The 17,278-nt window shown below is 52.5% G+C and carries 16 protein-coding genes; 8 read left to right on the plus strand and 8 right to left on the minus strand.

All coding sequences use genetic code 11. The annotated features are described in order from the left end of the window. The first annotated feature begins 126 nt into the window (after window positions 1–126). Together dinB and ACY2RQ_RS17020 are read left to right on the plus strand one after the other, a co-directional pair. Window positions 127–1,224 (plus strand): DNA polymerase IV, encoded by a 1,098-nt coding sequence (dinB, locus tag ACY2RQ_RS17015; protein ID WP_490114192.1) that lies wholly within the window; start codon window positions 127–129, stop codon window positions 1,222–1,224. 217 nt (window positions 1,225–1,441) lie between these two features. Then, window positions 1,442–1,873, plus strand: a complete 432-nt coding sequence (locus ACY2RQ_RS17020; RefSeq protein ID WP_490114193.1) for a hypothetical protein — start codon at window positions 1,442–1,444, stop codon at window positions 1,871–1,873. A gap of 6 nt (window positions 1,874–1,879) precedes the next feature. On the opposite strand, the gene ACY2RQ_RS17025 is transcribed toward ACY2RQ_RS17020, so the two are convergent. The 3 genes from ACY2RQ_RS17025 to ACY2RQ_RS17035 all read right to left on the minus strand — a co-directional run bounded on the left by ACY2RQ_RS17025 (window position 1,880) and on the right by ACY2RQ_RS17035 (window position 6,574). Next, entirely contained in the window at window positions 1,880–4,453 is a 2,574-nt protein-coding gene (locus tag ACY2RQ_RS17025; protein ID WP_490114194.1) for a TRAP transporter permease, read from the minus strand. Window positions 4,454–4,630: 177 nt separating this feature from the next. Then, the gene (locus ACY2RQ_RS17030) at window positions 4,631–5,614 is read right to left on the minus strand and encodes a TAXI family TRAP transporter solute-binding subunit (RefSeq protein ID WP_490114195.1); all 984 of its coding nucleotides are present in this window, start codon (window positions 5,612–5,614) and stop codon (window positions 4,631–4,633) included. A 441-nt stretch (window positions 5,615–6,055) separates the two neighbouring features. Continuing rightward, window positions 6,056–6,574, minus strand: a complete 519-nt coding sequence (locus tag ACY2RQ_RS17035; protein ID WP_490114196.1) for a YchJ family protein — start codon at window positions 6,572–6,574, stop codon at window positions 6,056–6,058. A 26-nt stretch (window positions 6,575–6,600) separates the two neighbouring features. Between ACY2RQ_RS17035 and ACY2RQ_RS17040 the strand changes: the two genes are divergently transcribed. Next, window positions 6,601–6,894 carry a DUF1145 domain-containing protein gene (locus ACY2RQ_RS17040; RefSeq protein ID WP_490114197.1) on the plus strand — a complete coding sequence of 98 codons (294 nt, stop codon included), beginning with the start codon at window positions 6,601–6,603 and terminating at the stop codon, window positions 6,892–6,894. A 22-nt stretch (window positions 6,895–6,916) separates the two neighbouring features. On the opposite strand, the gene ACY2RQ_RS17045 is transcribed toward ACY2RQ_RS17040, so the two are convergent. Next, a complete protein-coding gene (locus ACY2RQ_RS17045; RefSeq protein ID WP_490114198.1) occupies window positions 6,917–7,855 on the minus strand; it encodes a nucleoside hydrolase in 939 nt (312 codons plus the stop codon). A 162-nt stretch (window positions 7,856–8,017) separates the two neighbouring features. Here ACY2RQ_RS17045 and dinG point away from each other — a divergent pair, with 162 nt between their 5' ends. Further along, on the plus strand, window positions 8,018–10,189 hold the full coding sequence (dinG, locus tag ACY2RQ_RS17050) for an ATP-dependent DNA helicase DinG (RefSeq protein ID WP_490114199.1): 2,172 nt from the start codon (window positions 8,018–8,020) through the stop codon (window positions 10,187–10,189). Between the two features lie 89 nt (window positions 10,190–10,278). On the opposite strand, the gene ACY2RQ_RS17055 is transcribed toward dinG, so the two are convergent. Next, window positions 10,279–12,066 carry a hypothetical protein gene (locus tag ACY2RQ_RS17055; RefSeq protein ID WP_490114200.1) on the minus strand — a complete coding sequence of 596 codons (1,788 nt, stop codon included), beginning with the start codon at window positions 12,064–12,066 and terminating at the stop codon, window positions 10,279–10,281. Window positions 12,067–12,316: 250 nt separating this feature from the next. Here ACY2RQ_RS17055 and ACY2RQ_RS17060 point away from each other — a divergent pair, with 250 nt between their 5' ends. After that, window positions 12,317–13,147: an MBL fold metallo-hydrolase gene (locus ACY2RQ_RS17060; RefSeq protein WP_490114201.1), complete on the plus strand. Its 831-nt coding sequence runs from the start codon at window positions 12,317–12,319 to the stop codon at window positions 13,145–13,147. Between the two features lie 9 nt (window positions 13,148–13,156). On the opposite strand, the gene ACY2RQ_RS17065 is transcribed toward ACY2RQ_RS17060, so the two are convergent. Both ACY2RQ_RS17065 and ACY2RQ_RS17070 read right to left on the minus strand, forming a co-directional pair. Beyond that, window positions 13,157–13,408 (minus strand): putative signal transducing protein, encoded by a 252-nt coding sequence (locus ACY2RQ_RS17065; RefSeq protein WP_490114202.1) that lies wholly within the window; start codon window positions 13,406–13,408, stop codon window positions 13,157–13,159. Then, on the minus strand, window positions 13,405–13,908 hold the full coding sequence (locus tag ACY2RQ_RS17070) for a tetratricopeptide repeat protein (protein ID WP_490114203.1): 504 nt from the start codon (window positions 13,906–13,908) through the stop codon (window positions 13,405–13,407). Before ACY2RQ_RS17070 ends, ACY2RQ_RS17065 begins: the two co-directional genes overlap by 4 nt. A 279-nt stretch (window positions 13,909–14,187) precedes the next feature. Between ACY2RQ_RS17070 and ACY2RQ_RS17075 the strand changes: the two genes are divergently transcribed. Together ACY2RQ_RS17075 and ACY2RQ_RS17080 are read left to right on the plus strand one after the other, a co-directional pair. After that, window positions 14,188–15,327 carry a 1-acyl-sn-glycerol-3-phosphate acyltransferase gene (locus ACY2RQ_RS17075; protein WP_490114204.1) on the plus strand — a complete coding sequence of 380 codons (1,140 nt, stop codon included), beginning with the start codon at window positions 14,188–14,190 and terminating at the stop codon, window positions 15,325–15,327. 9 nt (window positions 15,328–15,336) lie between these two features. Next, window positions 15,337–15,657, plus strand: a complete 321-nt coding sequence (locus ACY2RQ_RS17080) for an NGG1p interacting factor NIF3 (protein WP_490114205.1) — start codon at window positions 15,337–15,339, stop codon at window positions 15,655–15,657. Window positions 15,658–15,669: 12 nt separating this feature from the next. On the opposite strand, the gene ACY2RQ_RS17085 is transcribed toward ACY2RQ_RS17080, so the two are convergent. Next, entirely contained in the window at window positions 15,670–16,212 is a 543-nt protein-coding gene (locus ACY2RQ_RS17085) for an NUDIX hydrolase (protein ID WP_490114206.1), read from the minus strand. A gap of 184 nt (window positions 16,213–16,396) precedes the next feature. On the opposite strand from ACY2RQ_RS17085, the gene ACY2RQ_RS17090 reads away from it, so the two are divergent. Then, window positions 16,397–17,278, plus strand: an 882-nt coding sequence (locus ACY2RQ_RS17090) for a spermidine synthase (protein ID WP_490114207.1), incomplete at its 3' end; no start/stop codon positions are given.

Raw genomic sequence — 17,278 nt, forward strand, 5'->3', positions numbered from 1 at the left:
TGATATGTGTTTCCAGACCCGGGGCGGGGGTAGAATAAGAACCATTAGTCGGGAAACGATGTGCGTGCCGGAACAGCCTCAGCAGACTCAGCCATCGGAGTGACCACACTTACGGAGCTGTAACTTTTGGAACAGACACCACGCAAAATCATTCATGTAGATTGTGATTGTTTTTATGCCGCTGTTGAAATAAGGGAAAATCCCCGGTTGCGCGGGCGGCCCGTAGCGGTGGGTGGAACGCCCGAAAGGCGTGGTGTTATTGCTACCTGCAATTATGAGGCAAGGGATTATGGCGTGCGGTCTGCCATGGCGTCTGCCTATGCCCAGCGGCTATGTCCCGACCTCGTGATTGTAAAGCCAAGGTTTGAGCTCTACCGGGAAGTCTCCCGGGCCCTGCACGAGATATTTGCCACCTACACCCACCAGATTGAACCCCTCTCCCTAGATGAAGCCTTTCTGGATGTCAGCGACAGTTCCAACTGCCATGGCAGTGCAACCCTGATGGCCCGGGAGATACGCCGTTGGGCAAAGGAGAAAACCGGCATTGTGGTCTCGGCCGGTGTGGCCCCTAATAAGTTTCTCGCCAAAATCGCCTCAGACTGGAATAAGCCCGATGGTTTGAAGGTCATCACTCCGGATGAGGTGGACGATTTTGTTCGGGTAATGCCGGTCAAAAAAATCTTCGGTGTGGGCAAGGCGACAGCGGGCAAGCTGGCAAAGCTGGGTATTGAAACCTGCGCAGACCTGCAGACCTGGTCCCAGATAGACCTGAACAAGCGCTTTGGGGTGTTCGGGGACAGACTTTACCAGCTTTCCAGAGGTATTGATCATCGCCCGGTGGTGACCAGTCACAGGCGCAAGTCCCTTTCTGTTGAGCATACCTATGATACGGATCTTCCTGATCTGCCAGCGGTGGAGAGAATGGTTCCTGAGTTGGTGGCGGAACTGGTTCTGCGTTATGAAAAAGTCAGCGAGGAATACGCTGTCACCAAGCGTTTCGTAAAGGTGAAGTTCGCGGATTTTACCCAGACCACCATGGAAGAGCCCATAGCGCAGGGAGATCCGGACTCTTTCGATTACCAGCTCTTTCTAAGGCTGGTCGGCAGTGCCTGGGAGCGGGGCAGTAAGCCTGTTCGATTATTAGGCACAGGTGTTCGGCTTCGGGATCTGAAAAACAGTCATGATGCCACCCAACTCGACCTATTTACCGGGCAGAAAGATTAAATCACTGACACTCCCTTTTACCCCTTTAAAAAATAAGAAAAACCAGCCTGGACAGTAGTTTGGCTGGCTTCATTAAACCCTCCCTCAGGTATCCGGTTTACCCCCGAGAAAAGCCGTCTACAGTAGGAATAGGCCGCCATTCAGGCGAGCGTCATTTAAATATGTTTCCGGTGTTGCGTTGTCTCCGGTAATGGCAGAAAGATGTCGAGGAGTTGCCGTGGAACGCGAAGTACGCCACCCCTACCTGTTCACCCTTTGTGGGTTTGTTCTCTGCTTTATGTTTCTGGGCAATATGGCCCGGGCGGATGGAGCCGTAGTACCGGTTTATCTGAATATGAGTGATTATGATGACAGTAAATACCGGGGCTTTATTCAGGTGTATGATAAACCCCTGGATATGTCATCAGAGGCTATATTGCGGGTTTACCCCGGTGATATCCTGAGAATTGATGTGGAATCCGGTGAATGGCTGGCAGTGAATGTTACCCTTATCAGCACAATTTTTCCCTGTAAGGATTACCAGGGACGCCACAGAATAGAAGTCGGTAAAGGGGCTTTTATTACCGGAGTGGTGGTGACACCAAGGCTGACAGTCGATAGAAACGAGACTGTCTGTCGCCTTGATGTCACTTCAGCTGCAGAACAATAACAGGTTTTAACTACCTGTTTTCACCCTGCGTCTTTGGGTGAAGCCGATACCCAGCAGCAGTAACAATGCCGGAATAAACATCAGCTGTCGGGGAGGCCTGTCATTGGGCGTTTCCACTGAAACAATTTCCCAGTCAAAATCGACTCCCGCCTTTTCCGCCGGGCTGGAGAAGCCGATGTTATCGACAATCGCTTTCTGGTTATCGAACACCAGCTCCAGCCCCAGGGCCATCAGGCGGTCATCCCCGGTGGCTTCATTGCCAACGGTCAACATCACGGTTTTGTTTACAGCTTTGCCGGTAAAGTCCTCACCGCTGACCCGCAGGCGCAGAAGTTCGCCCGGTTCAACAGCCATAACTTCCTGTTGGATGGTGTATCCGGGCTTTTCCAGATATTCCGGCCAGGCCATATCCCACCAGAAACCCGGGCGGAATAGAGTAAAGGCGATCAGAAGCAGGCCAATGGTTTCGTACCACTTGGTTTTGGTAAGCCAGAAGCCTTGCGTAGCTGCGGCAAATACCAGCATGGCTCCAAGAGCGCTGAAGATGGTCAGCAGCAGTTCCCAGACACTGCCAATATCAATTAACAACAATTGCGTGTTGAAGATAAACATAAACGGCAGAATGGCGGTACGGATATCGTAGGTAAAGCCCTGAATACCAGTCTGGATAGGATTGGTCTTGGCGATGGCTGCCGCCGCATAGGCCGCCAGTCCTACCGGTGGTGTGTCGTCTGCCAGTATGCCGAAGTAGAACACAAACAGGTGCACGGCAATCAGCGGAACAATCAGGCCGTGGGCTGCGCCCAGACTGACGATAACAGGCGCCATCAGGCTGGATACTACAATGTAGTTGGCCGTGGTCGGCAGGCCCATACCCAGGATCAGGCTGATCAGGGCGGTAAACATCAGCATCAGAATCACGCTGCCGCCGGAGATAAACTCCACAAACTCGGTCATCACCTGGCCGATACCGGTCAGTGTCACTGTACCCACCACAATACCGGCTGCAGCTGTGGCAACACCGATACCGATCATATTGCGGGCACCGGACAGCATTCCATTCAGCAGTTCAATAAAGCCACGACGGGTGCCGCCGAAAATATCGGACTCACCGCTGAAGAATCTCATGATCGGATGCTGGGTCAGCACAATAATGATCATAAACAGGGTGGCCCAGAAGGCGGACAGACCCGGAGAAAGGCGCTCTTTACCGATACACCAGATCAGCACCACAACTGGAAGCAGGAAGTGTAGGCCGCTTAACGCTGTCGTACGAATACGGGGGGCAACAGTGAATTCATGATTCTCATGGTTATCGGGGAACTTCGCCGCCAGCCACAGCAGGCCTAGATAAACGGCAGTGACCAGAGCACCAATAACCCACAGGGAAGAGTCGCCGGCCACATCTTTGATCCAGCCAATACCGAAGTAAACCAGAGCCCCAAGAATACACATCAGCAGGAAGCTGCCAACCGCCACCAGAAGCCATTCGGCCATGGTCAGGTTACGCTCCCGGGGCATGCCCTGCATACCGGCTTTTACTGCTTCCAGATGCACAATATAGAACAGCGCAACATAGGAAATGGCAGCGGGCAGAATAGCATGGCGAATAACATCGATATAGGGAATACCGACGTATTCAACCATCAGGAAAGCAGCGGCACCCATAATCGGTGGTGTCAGCTGACCATTGGTGGACGCAGCCACTTCAATTGCGCCGGCTTTGGTGGCCGGGAAGCCAACCCGTTTCATCAGGGGAATGGTAAAGGTACCGGTAGTCACTACGTTAGCGATACTGGAACCGGAAATCACACCACTTAAACCGGAAGAAACAACCGCTGCTTTTGCAGGACCGCCCTTCAGGTGTCCCAACAGGGAGAAAGAGAGGCGGATAAAATATTGCCCGGCTCCTGCCTGCTCCAACAGTGCGCCAAAGAGTACAAACAGGAAGACAAAGTTTGTGGATACTCCCAGGGCTACGCCAAATACGCCTTCTGTCGTCAGCCAGAAGTGGGACATGGCCTTGTTCAGGCTGGCTCCCTTATGGGCGATAATATCCGGCATATAGGGGCCGGCAAAGGTGTAAAACAGGAAAACACCGGCTACAACCATAAGTGGTGGTCCAAGGGCCCGGCGGGTGGCTTCCAGAAGCAGAACCATGCCGCATACGGCAAAGACAATATCTGAAGTTATCGGTGCGCCGGCACGCCCGGCCATGGACTCATAAAAAATATAGATATAGGCCGCAGAAAAGCTGCCCAGTGCCGCCAGTATCCAGTCCTGAACCGGAATATGGGTTTTCGGAGAGCGCTTCAGCGCAGGGAAGGCTGTAAACGCCAGGAATATAGCGAAAGCCAGATGGATGGCACGGGCTTCGGTGTCGTTAAGAATAAAGACATTAAAAACAAACGGCAGTGGTGAGGCATACCACAGCTGGAAAAGGGACCAGCACAGTGCGGTACCTGCCAGAATGCGTGCAGATAAGCCCCGGGGGCTACGGGCCCCGGTATCGGCATCATTAACGATCTGTGCGGCGGCGTCGGTGCCTGCCGGCTGCTGGTTTTGTAAAATTTCGGACATAATCTCGTTACCCTGGCCAGGGATTCCATAAAGCCAGCAACTGCACACGGGGTGCAATCACAGGGAGGGAGTCAAGGTTGACATCAGCGGCGGGTGGCCGCTGGTGAGTCTTTCATGCAGGTTGGGGGCATGAGGAGTGACGTGGTTCCGGGGCGAGCCCGGAACCCATGCCAGGGATTACTCGATCAGGCCGGCTTCCTTGTAGTAGCGGACTGCGCCACTGTGGAGAGGTGCAGACAGACCGCCGCTGACCATTTCTTCCTTCTTGAGGTTGGCGAAGGCCGGGTGCAGTTTGCGGAAGTCGTCGAAGTTATCGAACACGGACTTCACGATCTGGTAAATGGCTTCGTCAGATGTATTAGTAGAAGAAACAAAGGTCGCACCCACACCGAAGGTTTTCACATCTTCGGGATTACCGCTGTACATATTGCCGGGAATGGTAGCGCTACGGTAGTAGGGGTTGTCCTTGATCAGCTTGTCGATAACCGGTCCGGACACATCAACCAGTACGGTATCGCAAGAGGTGGTGGCTTCCTTGATGGAACCATTGGGGTGACCGACTACATAAACCATGGCGTCAAACTTGTTATCGCACAGGCCTTTGGACTGTTCAGCGGCTTTCAGCTCGGTAGCCAGTTTGAAGTCTTTCTTGGTCCAGCCATAGGCGTCCATCACCACTTCAATGGTGCCACGCTGACCAGAGCCGGGGTTGCCGATGTTAACGCGCTTGCCCTTCAGGTCTTCAAAGGTCTTGATACCGGAATCTTTGCGGGCAACAACGGTGAAAGGTTCTGCGTGAATAGAGAATACGGAGCGCAGGTCTTTGTTGGCACCCATCTTCTCGAACTTGCTGGTGCCGTTATAGGCGTGATACTGCCAGTCGGACTGGGCAATACCCATATCCATTTCACCGGCGCGGATGGTGTTCAGGTTGTAAACGGAACCACCGGTACTTTCCACGGAACAGCGAATGCCGTGCTTCTTGCGGCCCTTGTTAACCAGACGGCAGATGGCTCCGCCGGTGGGATAGTAAACGCCGGTGACACCGCCGGTTCCGATGGTGACAAACTGCTGGCTTGCGGGAGCAGCAGATGTGCTAAGGGTTGCTGCGGCAAGGCCGGCGCCAAAAACGGCAAATGAAATTTTTTTCAGTAAAGACATAAATGTCCCCCGATTTTGATGATTATTGTTCTTCCCGATTCACCCTTTAATCCGAACCTGATGGTGCTTTATCAGGTTCGGATGTCCCTCATGCCACAGATTGAGCCGGGAAGCTCTGAGAGTTGTCTCTTTATTTGTCTGGCGAAGAACGGGCAGTAAAGGCGTGCCGAAAACAGAAAATTCTTCGCTAATTTATCGCAGGCCTTATATGACCCGTTTACGAATCCTAACATGGAGGGGGTTGGCTAAGTGAAGTTTTCCTTAACAGAACATTTTAAGATGTCTGAAAAGCGGGCGGGATTATGGTGGGGTTATTGGTTTTTGTCCGCAAACTCTGCCAATTATCACATGTGCAGCCACACACAGGATGCTGGTGCAAGGGTAAACCCTCCCGACCGGGTAATAACACGAGTTTTTTCTGAAATATTGGTGAATGTCAGCTTAACCGCAGCATTTTTTGAATTTCTTGCCACTGCCACAGGGGCAGGGATCATTCCGGCCAACACTTTTTGCTGAACGGGCGGGTATGGTCGGATCGACAAAGTACCAGCGTTCATTTTCCTTAACAAATTTTGACCTCTCCCGGTGTTCTTTCTCTTCTTTCACGGGAGGAAGCAGGAATCGGGCGGAAAATTCTACCTCTCCCTGCAGGTCACTTTCCTGTCCGGCCAGGGTGTCCAGAATCTCCAGGGATTGCCATTGGGTACGGTTTGCCCAGTCCTGCATTTCCTGTTTGTTCAGGCCGGATTGTTGTTTGCTCCAAGTGGTGTCATACAGGTAATCGATAAGACCCAGAGACCAGGCGCAGTAGCGGGAGCGCATAAGTTGTTCCGCCGTTGCCGCATAGGCCCTCTCTTCGTGAAGGGGTTGGCAGCAGCCGGCATAGGCTTTTTTGGTACCGCAGGGGCAGGGTGCGATGGCATCGAAAGTGTTGTCGGAGGAAGTCGGCTTTGTCATCATTTGATTGTAACAGGGGTAAGGAAAAAGTGGGCAGCGTTGCAATGATGAAATATGTTCTGATAATTGGGCGGCTGCTGACGCTGCTGTTCTGGACAGCGGTGATTACGTCACTGTTTATGGTCTGGCCGGAACCCCTGGGTACGGTGATTCCCGGTATTGGCGCGCTGGTTCTGGTGGCTCACGGTCTTGAGGCTCTGCTCTGGCGAAACAGGATTCGTCAGGTTTCAGAGAATATGACCGTTGATGTTATTCAGGTGCTGATTTTCGGGGCTTTCCATATGTATGCCCTCCATGGCAGGGAAAATTCAGGGAACTCTTAGCGCCTGTTCACTGGCTAAGAGTTTAAATCTGCTCAAGCCATTCCAGTACTTTTTCGGCCTCTACGTTGACCGCTACATCCACAGAAGGGCACCCTGCCCAGGGATTGTGGCAGTAGTTGAGAGAATCCTCTTTGTGCATGATCATCTTTCCCCGATAAAGGTCATCACATAAAACCCTGAGCTGGCCTTTTTCCGTTTCAAACCACTCTGGATGAAGGGCACAGGCAATGGCGGAAGAGTCGTGGATGTGGCATCCGTTTATATCGTAGTGATCCTGGTAAAACTCCAGGTAGTGCCGGGTAATGTCATGGAGGAATTTTCCAGAATCCGGATGGCGCTGCTCCAGCCGCTGGAAATAACCCGGTGGTGAGATGATCTGGTGAGTGACATCAAGTCCGACGACAGTGACCGGCCAGTGGGCGGCAAATACCTGGTCTGCGGCATGAGGATCGCAATAAATATTGGTTTCCGCAGCCGCTGAAATATTGCCTGGTACATGCAGGTTGCCACCCATCAGCACCACTTTTTTTATTTTGTCGGCAGTATTCGGGTCCAGCGCCAGTGCCAGGGCAATATTGGTTAAGGGGCCAATAGAAACCAGGGTGATTTCTCCCGGATACTGTCTGGCCATATCTACAATTAACTGTGATGCACTGATGGTTTCTGGCTGGCGTTTCACTTTGGGCTGGGGAATATTGCCCAAACCATTTTTTCCATGGGCAAAGGCTGGAAAACCTCTGGATGGCAAGAGAAGAGGTTTGTGGGAACCCCGGTAAACGGGAATATCTCTGCCATGAACCTCCAGAATGCGCAGGGCGTTTTCTGTAGTCTGATCGACAGAGGCATTGCCGTAAACCGTGGTCAGGGCCAGAACATCGAGTTCTGGGGAAGACAGAGCACAGGCTATGGCCAAGGTGTCATCAATGCCGGGGTCTGTATCGATAATCAGTTTTTCAGTCATGAAGCTGTGACATTATCGAGGGATGAAAAGGCTTCTGGAAAGGAAGTGTGAATCGGAATTGAAAAAAGTACAGAATACCGGTAAAGAATTTGTTTTCGTAACTACTGCATACCCATACAGTGACGGTATACTGGTGGAGATATTTTTCTTGCGGTTTTTCCTATGTCTCAATTGGCTCCGGCACTGCGCCAGACAATCCAGAAAGCCTACAGCCAGTTTCTTGATAAAAGAGAGCTGAAGCCCCGTCTTGGACAGAAAATCATGATCGCCGAAATCGCTAAAACGATTGGCGTGATTGATATGGACGACGATGGTAAGCGTACCTCCGACCCGGCGGTATGTGTGGTGGAAGCGGGAACTGGCACGGGAAAAACCGTGGGCTACACCCTTGCGGGTATTCCTCTGGCTCAGAATGCCGGCAAAACTCTGGTTATTGCGACAGCAACTGTGGCTCTGCAGGAGCAGATTCTGAATAAAGACCTGCCGGATATCAGCCATAACAGCGGCCTGAAGTTTACCGTAGCACTGGCCAAGGGCCGCAGGCGTTATCTGTGCGTACAGAAACTGGATACTTTGTTGCAAAGTTCCAGTGCAAATTCCGCTACGGCCCAATTGTTTGCCGAGGAAGGTTTCAGTATAGACCTGAACGAAGACTCAACCCGGGTCTATGAAACCATGGTTTCACGGCTGGCATCGGGAGCCTGGGACGGTGACCGGGACAGCTGGGCAGATAGTATTGATGATATGGACTGGCTGGCACTGACGTCTACCCACGCCCAGTGTACCGGCCCCAAGTGTCCGCACTTTAATGGTTGCCCGTTTTATAAGGCGCGGGCATCCCTGGATAAGGTTGATGTTATTGTCACTAACCATGATCTGGTTCTCTCTGATCTGCTGCTGGGTGGTGGTGCTATTCTGCCGCCGCCGAAAGACTGCCTGTATGTGTTTGATGAAGGCCACCACCTGCCGGACAAAGCTATCAGCCATTTTTCCCATGACACCCGCCTTAATGACACAGGTCGATGGCTGGAGCAGGCCGGAAAACTTCTGGGCAGAATTCTGGGTTCCCACGCTTTGCCGGGAAAAATCGGCGAATGGTTTGAACAGCTGGAAAGGCGCTTTGGTGAGCTGAAGGAAGAGCAGGTTCATATTCGGGAAGCACTTTTGCAGATTGCTGGCTTTCACAAGGCTGGTGAAAGTGTCCGGGAAAGGACCCGTGAAAGTGAGAGTGGCCGAACCCTGGTATATCGTTTGCCCGGCGGTGTGGTGCCGGATCATATTCGGGAAATGGCAGCAAAAATGAAAGCCGGATTCAGTGCTGCCGCAGATCTGGCCGACAGGGTTGTCAGCGAATTAAAAAGTGCCCTTGATGGTGAAGTGCCGGGCGTTGACAGGTTGCAGGCGGAACAGATTCTTCCCTCCGTAGGATCATTGCTCACCCGATTGCAGGGTAATCATGATTTGTGGATGTCCTGGAGTCGTCCTGATGGTGAAGGCGAACCACCCGCCGCACGGTGGATTGAATGGCGGGAACATAACGGGCATCAGGATATTACTGTAGCCAGTAGCCTGATTCTGGCAGGGGGCCTGTTGCGACAGTATCTGTGGAATACCGCCTGGGGCGCGGTGGTAACATCCGCCACGCTAACAGCGCTGGGTAAATTTGACCGCTACCGTATTCGTTCCGGGGTTCCTTCCGACAGTCCCTGTGAAAGTGTGCCCAGCCCGTTCCGTCACGCGGAAGCTGGTACTCTGGTGATTCCTTCGATGAACAGTGACCCGGGCCGGGCTGACCAGCACACCGATGAATTGATTGAAATGCTTCCGGAGATGCTGGCGCTCAATCGAGGGACTCTGGTGCTGTTTTCATCTCGTCGGCAGATGAAAGATGTGTTCTTTGGCGTAGACCGGGAGCTGCGGGAAAAAATCCTGATACAGGATGATTACAGCAAGCAGGAACTGTTGCGCCTGCACCGGGAACGTATTGATGCCGGCAAGGAGAGCGCTATCTTTGGTCTGGCCAGTCTGGCCGAAGGCATTGACCTGCCCGGGGAGTACTGTGAACACGTAGTGATCGCCAAAATTCCCTTTGCTGTACCCGATGACCCGGTAGAAGCCTCCCTGGCAGAGTGGGTTGAGGCTCGAGGAGGCAATCCGTTTATGGATATATCTGTGCCAGATGCTGCTATACGACTAGTGCAGTCCAGTGGCCGTTTACTTCGTACTGAGCAGGATACCGGCCGAATTACCATCCTTGACAGGCGTCTGGTGACCCGTCGTTATGGTCAGGCTCTTCTGAACTCTCTTCCGCCTTATCAGCGGCAGATTGCCTGATAAACGTTCTTAAAAGCAGCAGGCCTGATCCGGACTCCCCTGAATCAGGCTTGCGTAAAATTGACATGCTCAAGTCAGAACCATATTAATTAATCTTTGGTTGCCGACCCACGAAAGCAAGGCAGCGCTCTCCATAGAGAATCCGTAGAGAAGGTGCCCCTCCGCTTGTTGTAAGGGGGCGGGGGGTCCACGGGCTGATAATCAGCACTTGGATAGATAGTCTTTTGGACAACTGCCTGAACAGGCAGCTCGGAGAACTGAAGCCAGCCGCTATTGGCTTTCTGGGCGTTTATAGCTGTCAGTCCCAGGCTTGCTGGCTGATCAGGCCAGGCAGGCAGTGCTGGAATAGGCGTTTTTAGCGGAGCAATATAAAAGCCGCTGGCCAGTCCCATTCCAGAGTCATCTTTCAGGGCAAAGTAGTTAACCACACCATTCTCACCCGGGCAGGCGGCGGTAAAGCTGGGCCACTGACCACTGCCTTTGATAATACCAGCATTATCCGGGGTTTGATTTTGTGCCAGGGTGAACAGTGCAGGGGTTGGGAAGAAGGACTCAACACCGCTATCTGTGACCCCTACAGCGGTACCATTTTGTGTTACCAAAAGACCACTGAACAGGTTATTGGTGTTGTTTAGCTGTTGCGCCGCATAGGGGCTCCAGGTGGGGGATGATCCTGCGCCAAACAGTCCACTCAGCCCGTACTGGCTAGCCGTACCCTTGTAATATTGATGGCTGTTTTCAAGTGAAAAACTCTCGTTAACTTCATCTACCGGGGTTGCATAAAGACTCTCACCACGACGAATCAGGCAGGTTTCTCCGTTGGCGGCCAGAGCCATTACCTGGCTGATGCTGTCCATAGGCATGCGTGACCAGCTGGCTGTACCGTTGCCTTGATTCAGCTTGATAATACCGGCAACGCTCTGTGCTGGTGATTCAAAATTCCTGACGACACGGTTGACCGCAATAGTGGTCATATCACTGGATGTAGCCACCAGCATCAGTGTGCCGTTACCCTGTTCAATCATGGTTTGAGTATCCGGGTCACTGGAAAAGTCAACGACTACGGATTTGTAGCTTTGATCCTTCTGTTGGATCCAGAACAGGTATTTTTTATTCGAGTAGTTACTATCATCTTCTGTACTGAGAATGGGATGAATTGGCTTTGGTACTGTTGGCCCACCTCTGCGAACATCCGGAATTTTCAGGAAATGATGATGTGGCGATTTCAAAACTTTGTTGTTGGTGGAATAGGATGGCGTGCTGCTGGGTTGGAGTTCTAGGCCAAACATCAGCTTGCCATCGCTCGTCGTCTGCATGGCGATGGCCTGGAGGGTTTCTGTCTGGTTATTCGATCCGGGCAGCATGGTGTAGGTGACAGGGTCACTGTTCTGGGCTGGCAGGGTCAGGGTAAAGGCGCCCATGGATTCCAGTTTTGTGCCGGCGGTATCAGAAAAGGTCGCCTTGACACCACTGATTACGCCGCCTTTAAAGTCAAAAGCGTAAATCAAGCCTTTGGTGATCTGGTCAACCACAGCGGTTGACAGCTGGTCTTCTGGCGCGGAGGCTGAATTGAGCCATGTCAGAGGCTGGCCATCGACCAGCATGGCGTACTGACCTGTTTTCAGATTGTACAGTGTCGGTATCCGCCCAAGCTGGCCGGACAGCTTGGATTTATAGCTGGGTTCAAGGTTCACCAGCAGATAATTTCCCCACTGGCCAGTCAGAGTGCGGAAGCCGTTGATATCCTGTGTAGAGTAGCTGCTGTTCAGCCAGTTCTTGGGGAATGCGACGACCCCAGCGAGAGCCGTACCTGATATCAGCAGACAGCTACTTAAAATTGCTGCAGCCAGCCGCGGCAGCGATTCGAATAACTCCAAAACTCTTATGGCTGAGAAGACTGCTTTCATATCTATGCTTAACCTCGACCCCAAAGCGTCACGGGAGTATAGATGGCTGGCGTCAAACTGCAGGGGCAAAAGAATGAGAGGATTTTCTGCGGCTGCCCTGTCATGTCAGGAGAACTTTCTGATTGTGAGCAGTTTGGACAATAGTGGTTATTGTTTGGGTTATTGCTCTTGTAAAGCAGATCGCCCACTATCGGTTTATAACCATAAGTGGATGAAAGATATGCCAGTTAGAGGCCGGTATTCGTTTGCCGATGGTGCGGTGCAGGGGATTCGCATCGGTCGCATCAGCAACGGCATCAATACCACGTTTATTATTTATCGCATTGGGGACACAGTATTTGATGCGGGGCCATCCAACCAGTGGAAGGAGACCCGCCAGTTTATTGAAGAGGCACCGATACGGCAGCTGCTGATCACCCATCACCATGAAGATCACAGTGGCAATGCTGCCCGTATTGCTGAGCTGACCGGAGTCACTCCTCTGGTGCCGAAGCAGGGGCAAGCCAAGCTGGCCAGTGGTTATCGTACGCCACCGCTGCAGAGATATATCTGGGGTTCGCCCATCCCGGTGAAAACCATGCCGTTAACTGATGATCTTACCCTGAGTGATGGCAGTCCGATTGTTCCGGTGCACACTCCTGGGCATGCACCGGACCTTACGGTATTTTTTCTGCCCGGGCAGAAGTGGTTGTTCAGCGGAGATCTCTATGTCTCCAAATCCCTGAAGGTGATGCGGATTGATGAAGACCTGGGGTTGCTGATAGACAGTATTCGCAAGGTGCTGGCACTGGATTTCGAGGTGCTGTTTTGCCCCCACAGGGGTATTGTGGAGAATGGCTATGAAGCGTTGCAGGAGAAGTTGGCCAACCTTGAGGAACTGTGCCGTAAGGCTCAGCAACTGGAAGTCCAGGGTATGAACCTGCTGCAGATCACCCGTAAGCTGCTGGGCAAGGAAGATCTTCTGGCCCGGTTTACCCGCTATAACTTCAGCCGCAGAAACCTGATTCGGGAAGCTTTAAAAGTTAAGCTGCCGCCGGCGAAAGCCGCATAACCTGAGTATTTACTCAGGTGTTGAATCATCTGCTGAATTATCCAGAACGGGCTGGGCTTCCAGCCACTCATCAATCAGCTCCCGGGCGCGGTCTGCGTCGGCAATATCGGCATACAACCCCAGCAGGTCGTGGGCGGGTAGTTCGCCCACCGCGCCCTGCAGGAAGTTTCCGCTGATATGGCAATGAATATGATGGCTGGTCAGCATATCACGGAGACACTCGGCCTCCATAGTATCCTGTGGGCTGTAGATCTTGATCATGAGCTAAACATCCGGTGGAGGTTTTCTGCCAGCATTTTTGCACGATCTCGCTGGGGTTCGGACAGGGACTTTTCAACATCGCTGCGCAAGGTCATGGCCTGGTCCTTAACCGGGGAATCCTCTTTGCCCGCCAGGGTCAGCCAGATCCAGGCCGCGATCTGGTTGCTGTCGGTGCCTTCACCACGGTGGTAAGCCTGGCCGACATGGAACTGAGCTTCGGCATCACCGGCTCTTGCGGCTTCAACATAGAGTTGGAAGGCCGTAGTCGTGTTTTTCGGAACCCCGAAACCCTCAAGGTAAGCGTCTCCCAGCTTGCGGGTGGCTTCCATATCACCTGCGGCGGAGGCTTTTTTCAGGGCCGCCACTTCAGGTGTAACCTGCTCTGCAGCGGCTTCGGCCAGTACCGGAACGGAGAGAGACAGCGCGGCGGCGGTACATACACAAGCCAGCAGGGTTTTCAGAGAAGTAGCTGCAGGTGAAGTCCTGTCAGTGAAATTCATGAGTCGCTCCGGACTGTTATCATTGTACCCGGTGATTATAACGCTGTGACTGCGTCTGTTAACTGTTCCAGTGTGGTTTTTTGTCGCAGGCTGTCTGTATCGCGGTTATTGTTCCCATTGTTTCCGGCGGATAATACCTGTACCTTCCTGATTGATCAGAAAGGCTATGGATTAAACTCCGTTACAAAGCAGCTGATAAAGGCAACGGGCTGAAACAGAACTGGTACGCCCACCGCCATATAATGCGGGCAGGTTATAACAGGTACGCCAATCCTTCCTATGGATTCTTTTGATGATATCCGGCCTTATCACGATGATGAGGTTGTGCCGGTGTTAAACCAGCTGGTATGCAATACCCAGCTGCGAGATGCGCTTGGGCATTTTTACTATCCCGATCTGCCTGCGTTTATCCGTAAAATGATGCGCCCGGTGATCGGATTTCGTCTGCGCCAGGCCGTTTCTGGTGTTCATGATGTCGCCAGCCTTCAGCAAAGTATGGCCCCGATGATCGATCAGGTGATCGGAAGAACCACGGCGAAGTTTACCTGGTCAGGTCACGAGAACCTGGACCCGAAAAAGTCCTGTCTGCTGCTTGGCAACCACCGGGATATTGTGATGGACCCGGCTCTGGTGAACTATGCCCTGTGGAAACAGAATTTAAAAACTGCCCGCATCGCCATTGGCGACAATCTGCTGGGGCGCCCTTATGTCAGTGACCTGATGCGCCTGAACAAAAGCTTTATCGTGCGCCGCTCCATTTCCGGCCGCCGGGAGAAACTGCAGGCTCTGCATACACTCTCCAGCTATATTGCCCACTCGGTGACCAGTGGTGAGAATGTCTGGATTGCCCACCGGGAAGGTCGCGCAAAAGACGGCGATGATCGTACGGATACCGCAATCCTGAAAATGCTCCATATGAGTTACCGCAGCCAGAAGCGCAGCTTTGACGAGATGATGGATGATCTCAATATTGTGCCGGTCTGTGTTTCCTACGAGTATGATCCCTGCGACACTTCCAAGGCGGTCGAGCTGCAGGAGCGGGCAGAGACCGGGGATTACAGCAAGGAAGAAGGCGAAGATCTGCGCAGTATTGTCACCGGTATTGAAGGTTATAAAGGTCGGGTGCATGTGGCCTTTGGCCAGCCCCTGACGACGGACGGCTCTTTTGGTTCCCCCCAGGCGGTGGCGGATGAACTGGATCGCCAGCTGCACAGTCTCTATAAGTTGCGCCCGTCCAACTGGCTGGCCTATGACCGGATGATTGGCGAAAGTAACAAAGATAACTGGCATAGTCAGTTTGAAGCCGGGGAAATTCGCGAGCACGAGCAGCTGTTCAACGAACGCCTGCAAAAATGCCCGGAAGCGGCCTGGAAGTGGTTCCTGAGGATCTATGCTAACCCGGTCGTTAACCAGCTCTGAGGTCTTATTATGTACAAACTCTGCTTCTTTGTTCCTGAAGCCAGCCTTGAAGAGGTCAAGGAGGCATTGTTTGCTGCTGATGTCGGACGTATTGGCAATTATGATCGCTGTTGCTGGCAGATTTTGGGCACCGGCCAGTTTCGACCGCTAGATGGCAGCAGTCCCCATATCGGCGATCATGGCATTGTCGAGCAGGTTGCGGAATACCGGGTAGAGATGGTGTGCGAGGATAAGCTGGTGGACAAAGCGCTTGAAGCTTTGTGTGCCGCCCATCCTTATGAAACACCCGCCTATGATCTGTGGAGGCTGGACGATCGCTGCCAGCCCTGAGTTTCCTTCGGTTTACATTTTCGCTCGAAGGATGATGGTTTCATCCTTGGGCGGAAAACTTCCTTTTTTTACATCCTTAAAGTACATCTCCAGCGCCCGGGTAATGGTGGGGAACGCCAGCTCATCCCAGGGAATTTCTTCTTCCGTAAACAGACGTGTTTCCAGGCTTTCCGGGCCGGGGGCAAACTCCGGTGTGGCCAGTTCTGCCAGATAGAAAAAGTAGATCTGGCTGATATGGGGTACGCTCAGGGAGATATAGGGTTGCTCATTGCAGGTTTCTGCCAGGGCTTCTTCCCAGGTTTCCCGGCGGGCAGCTTCCAGCAGCGATTCATTGTTTTCCATAAAGCCGGCGGGCAGGGTCCAGTAGTTTTTCCTGGGTTCAATGGCCCGCAGGCACAGCAGGACTTTATCTTCAAAAACAGGCAGTGTGCCGGCAATGATTTTGGGGTTCTGGTAATGGATGGTCTGACAGTGGGTGCAGACATGTCTTTCCCGGTCATCGCCTTCCGGTATCGCAAGACTGACAGGGTAGCCGCATTCACTGCAGAATTTCATCCGTTCTCCAATGACTCCGAGTATGGAGTATCTTACGTGTTTATGACTTAATTCGCCCAGTGTGCCAGAACAGCATCCTCCGGCAAAGGGGAGCAGCAGTGTTCTTAGGCCAAAACGGGAACTTAATATTCAGATTTACAGTCATACAGGGTATTTCGGTAGCGCGTTGTAAGCAGGGAATATTATGTGGGCCAATGCTGTAAGGGTGGGAACGCTTGTCCTGTGGAGCTTTTGCGGGGCAAACCTTGTTAATGCCGCGCCTGCCTGTGTGAATGGCTTTCGCAGCCTGCCGGTTGAAGGTGTAATGCTGGACAGCCAGGGATACCGTCTGCGAATTGTCGATGATGGCCCATTCCGTTCTCTGTTTTATCGTAGCGCTACAGGAGTGGAAACCCTTGGCTGTAAAATCAGTCTGCTCCAGCCGGAAATGCCTGTTCAGTCAGAGCACCGGGAGCTGCTGGCGTCTTTTCTTCTGGCACCAGTGCAGGGACACTCCATGGTTGTGGGGCTGCGCAATATAGGTTTGATACGTTTTCTGCGCAGTTTTACTCCGGCCCAGTTTATTGATGTTGTTGATACTGACCCTGTGCTGATCTCTGCGGCAGATAATTATTTCTCCCTCCATTCTGATGACCGGCTTACCATTCGTCAGGATGATAATCTGGGCTATCTGCTCAGCAGGGCAAAAGGCTCCTATGATGTGATTTACTTGGATCAGGGTTTTCCGGATGATGAGGGTGATATAGGCCGGGGGCTGTTACCCATGATGCGTGACCGTTCGGTGCTGAAGGCGGTCAGGGAGAGGCTGAATGAAACCGGTGTATTGATTATGGTGCTGAATAACAGCCAGAGAAAAGCCGAGAAGGATATTGATCATGTGATTGACGCTTTTCCCCATGTGTTTGCCTGGGAAAGCCCGGAAGGGAACAGTGTGTTACTGGCCGCGTTCAAGCATCGGCAGATTGTGAATCCGATGATTTTCCGTGAGCGGGCCAAAAAGCTGGATCAGAAAGTGAATACCGGGTTTTCCTTCTCAGGCTTTATTGATCGGTTGCTGGCGGGGGAA

This window comes from Parendozoicomonas sp. 209JJ7-1 (genome assembly GCF_058147085.1).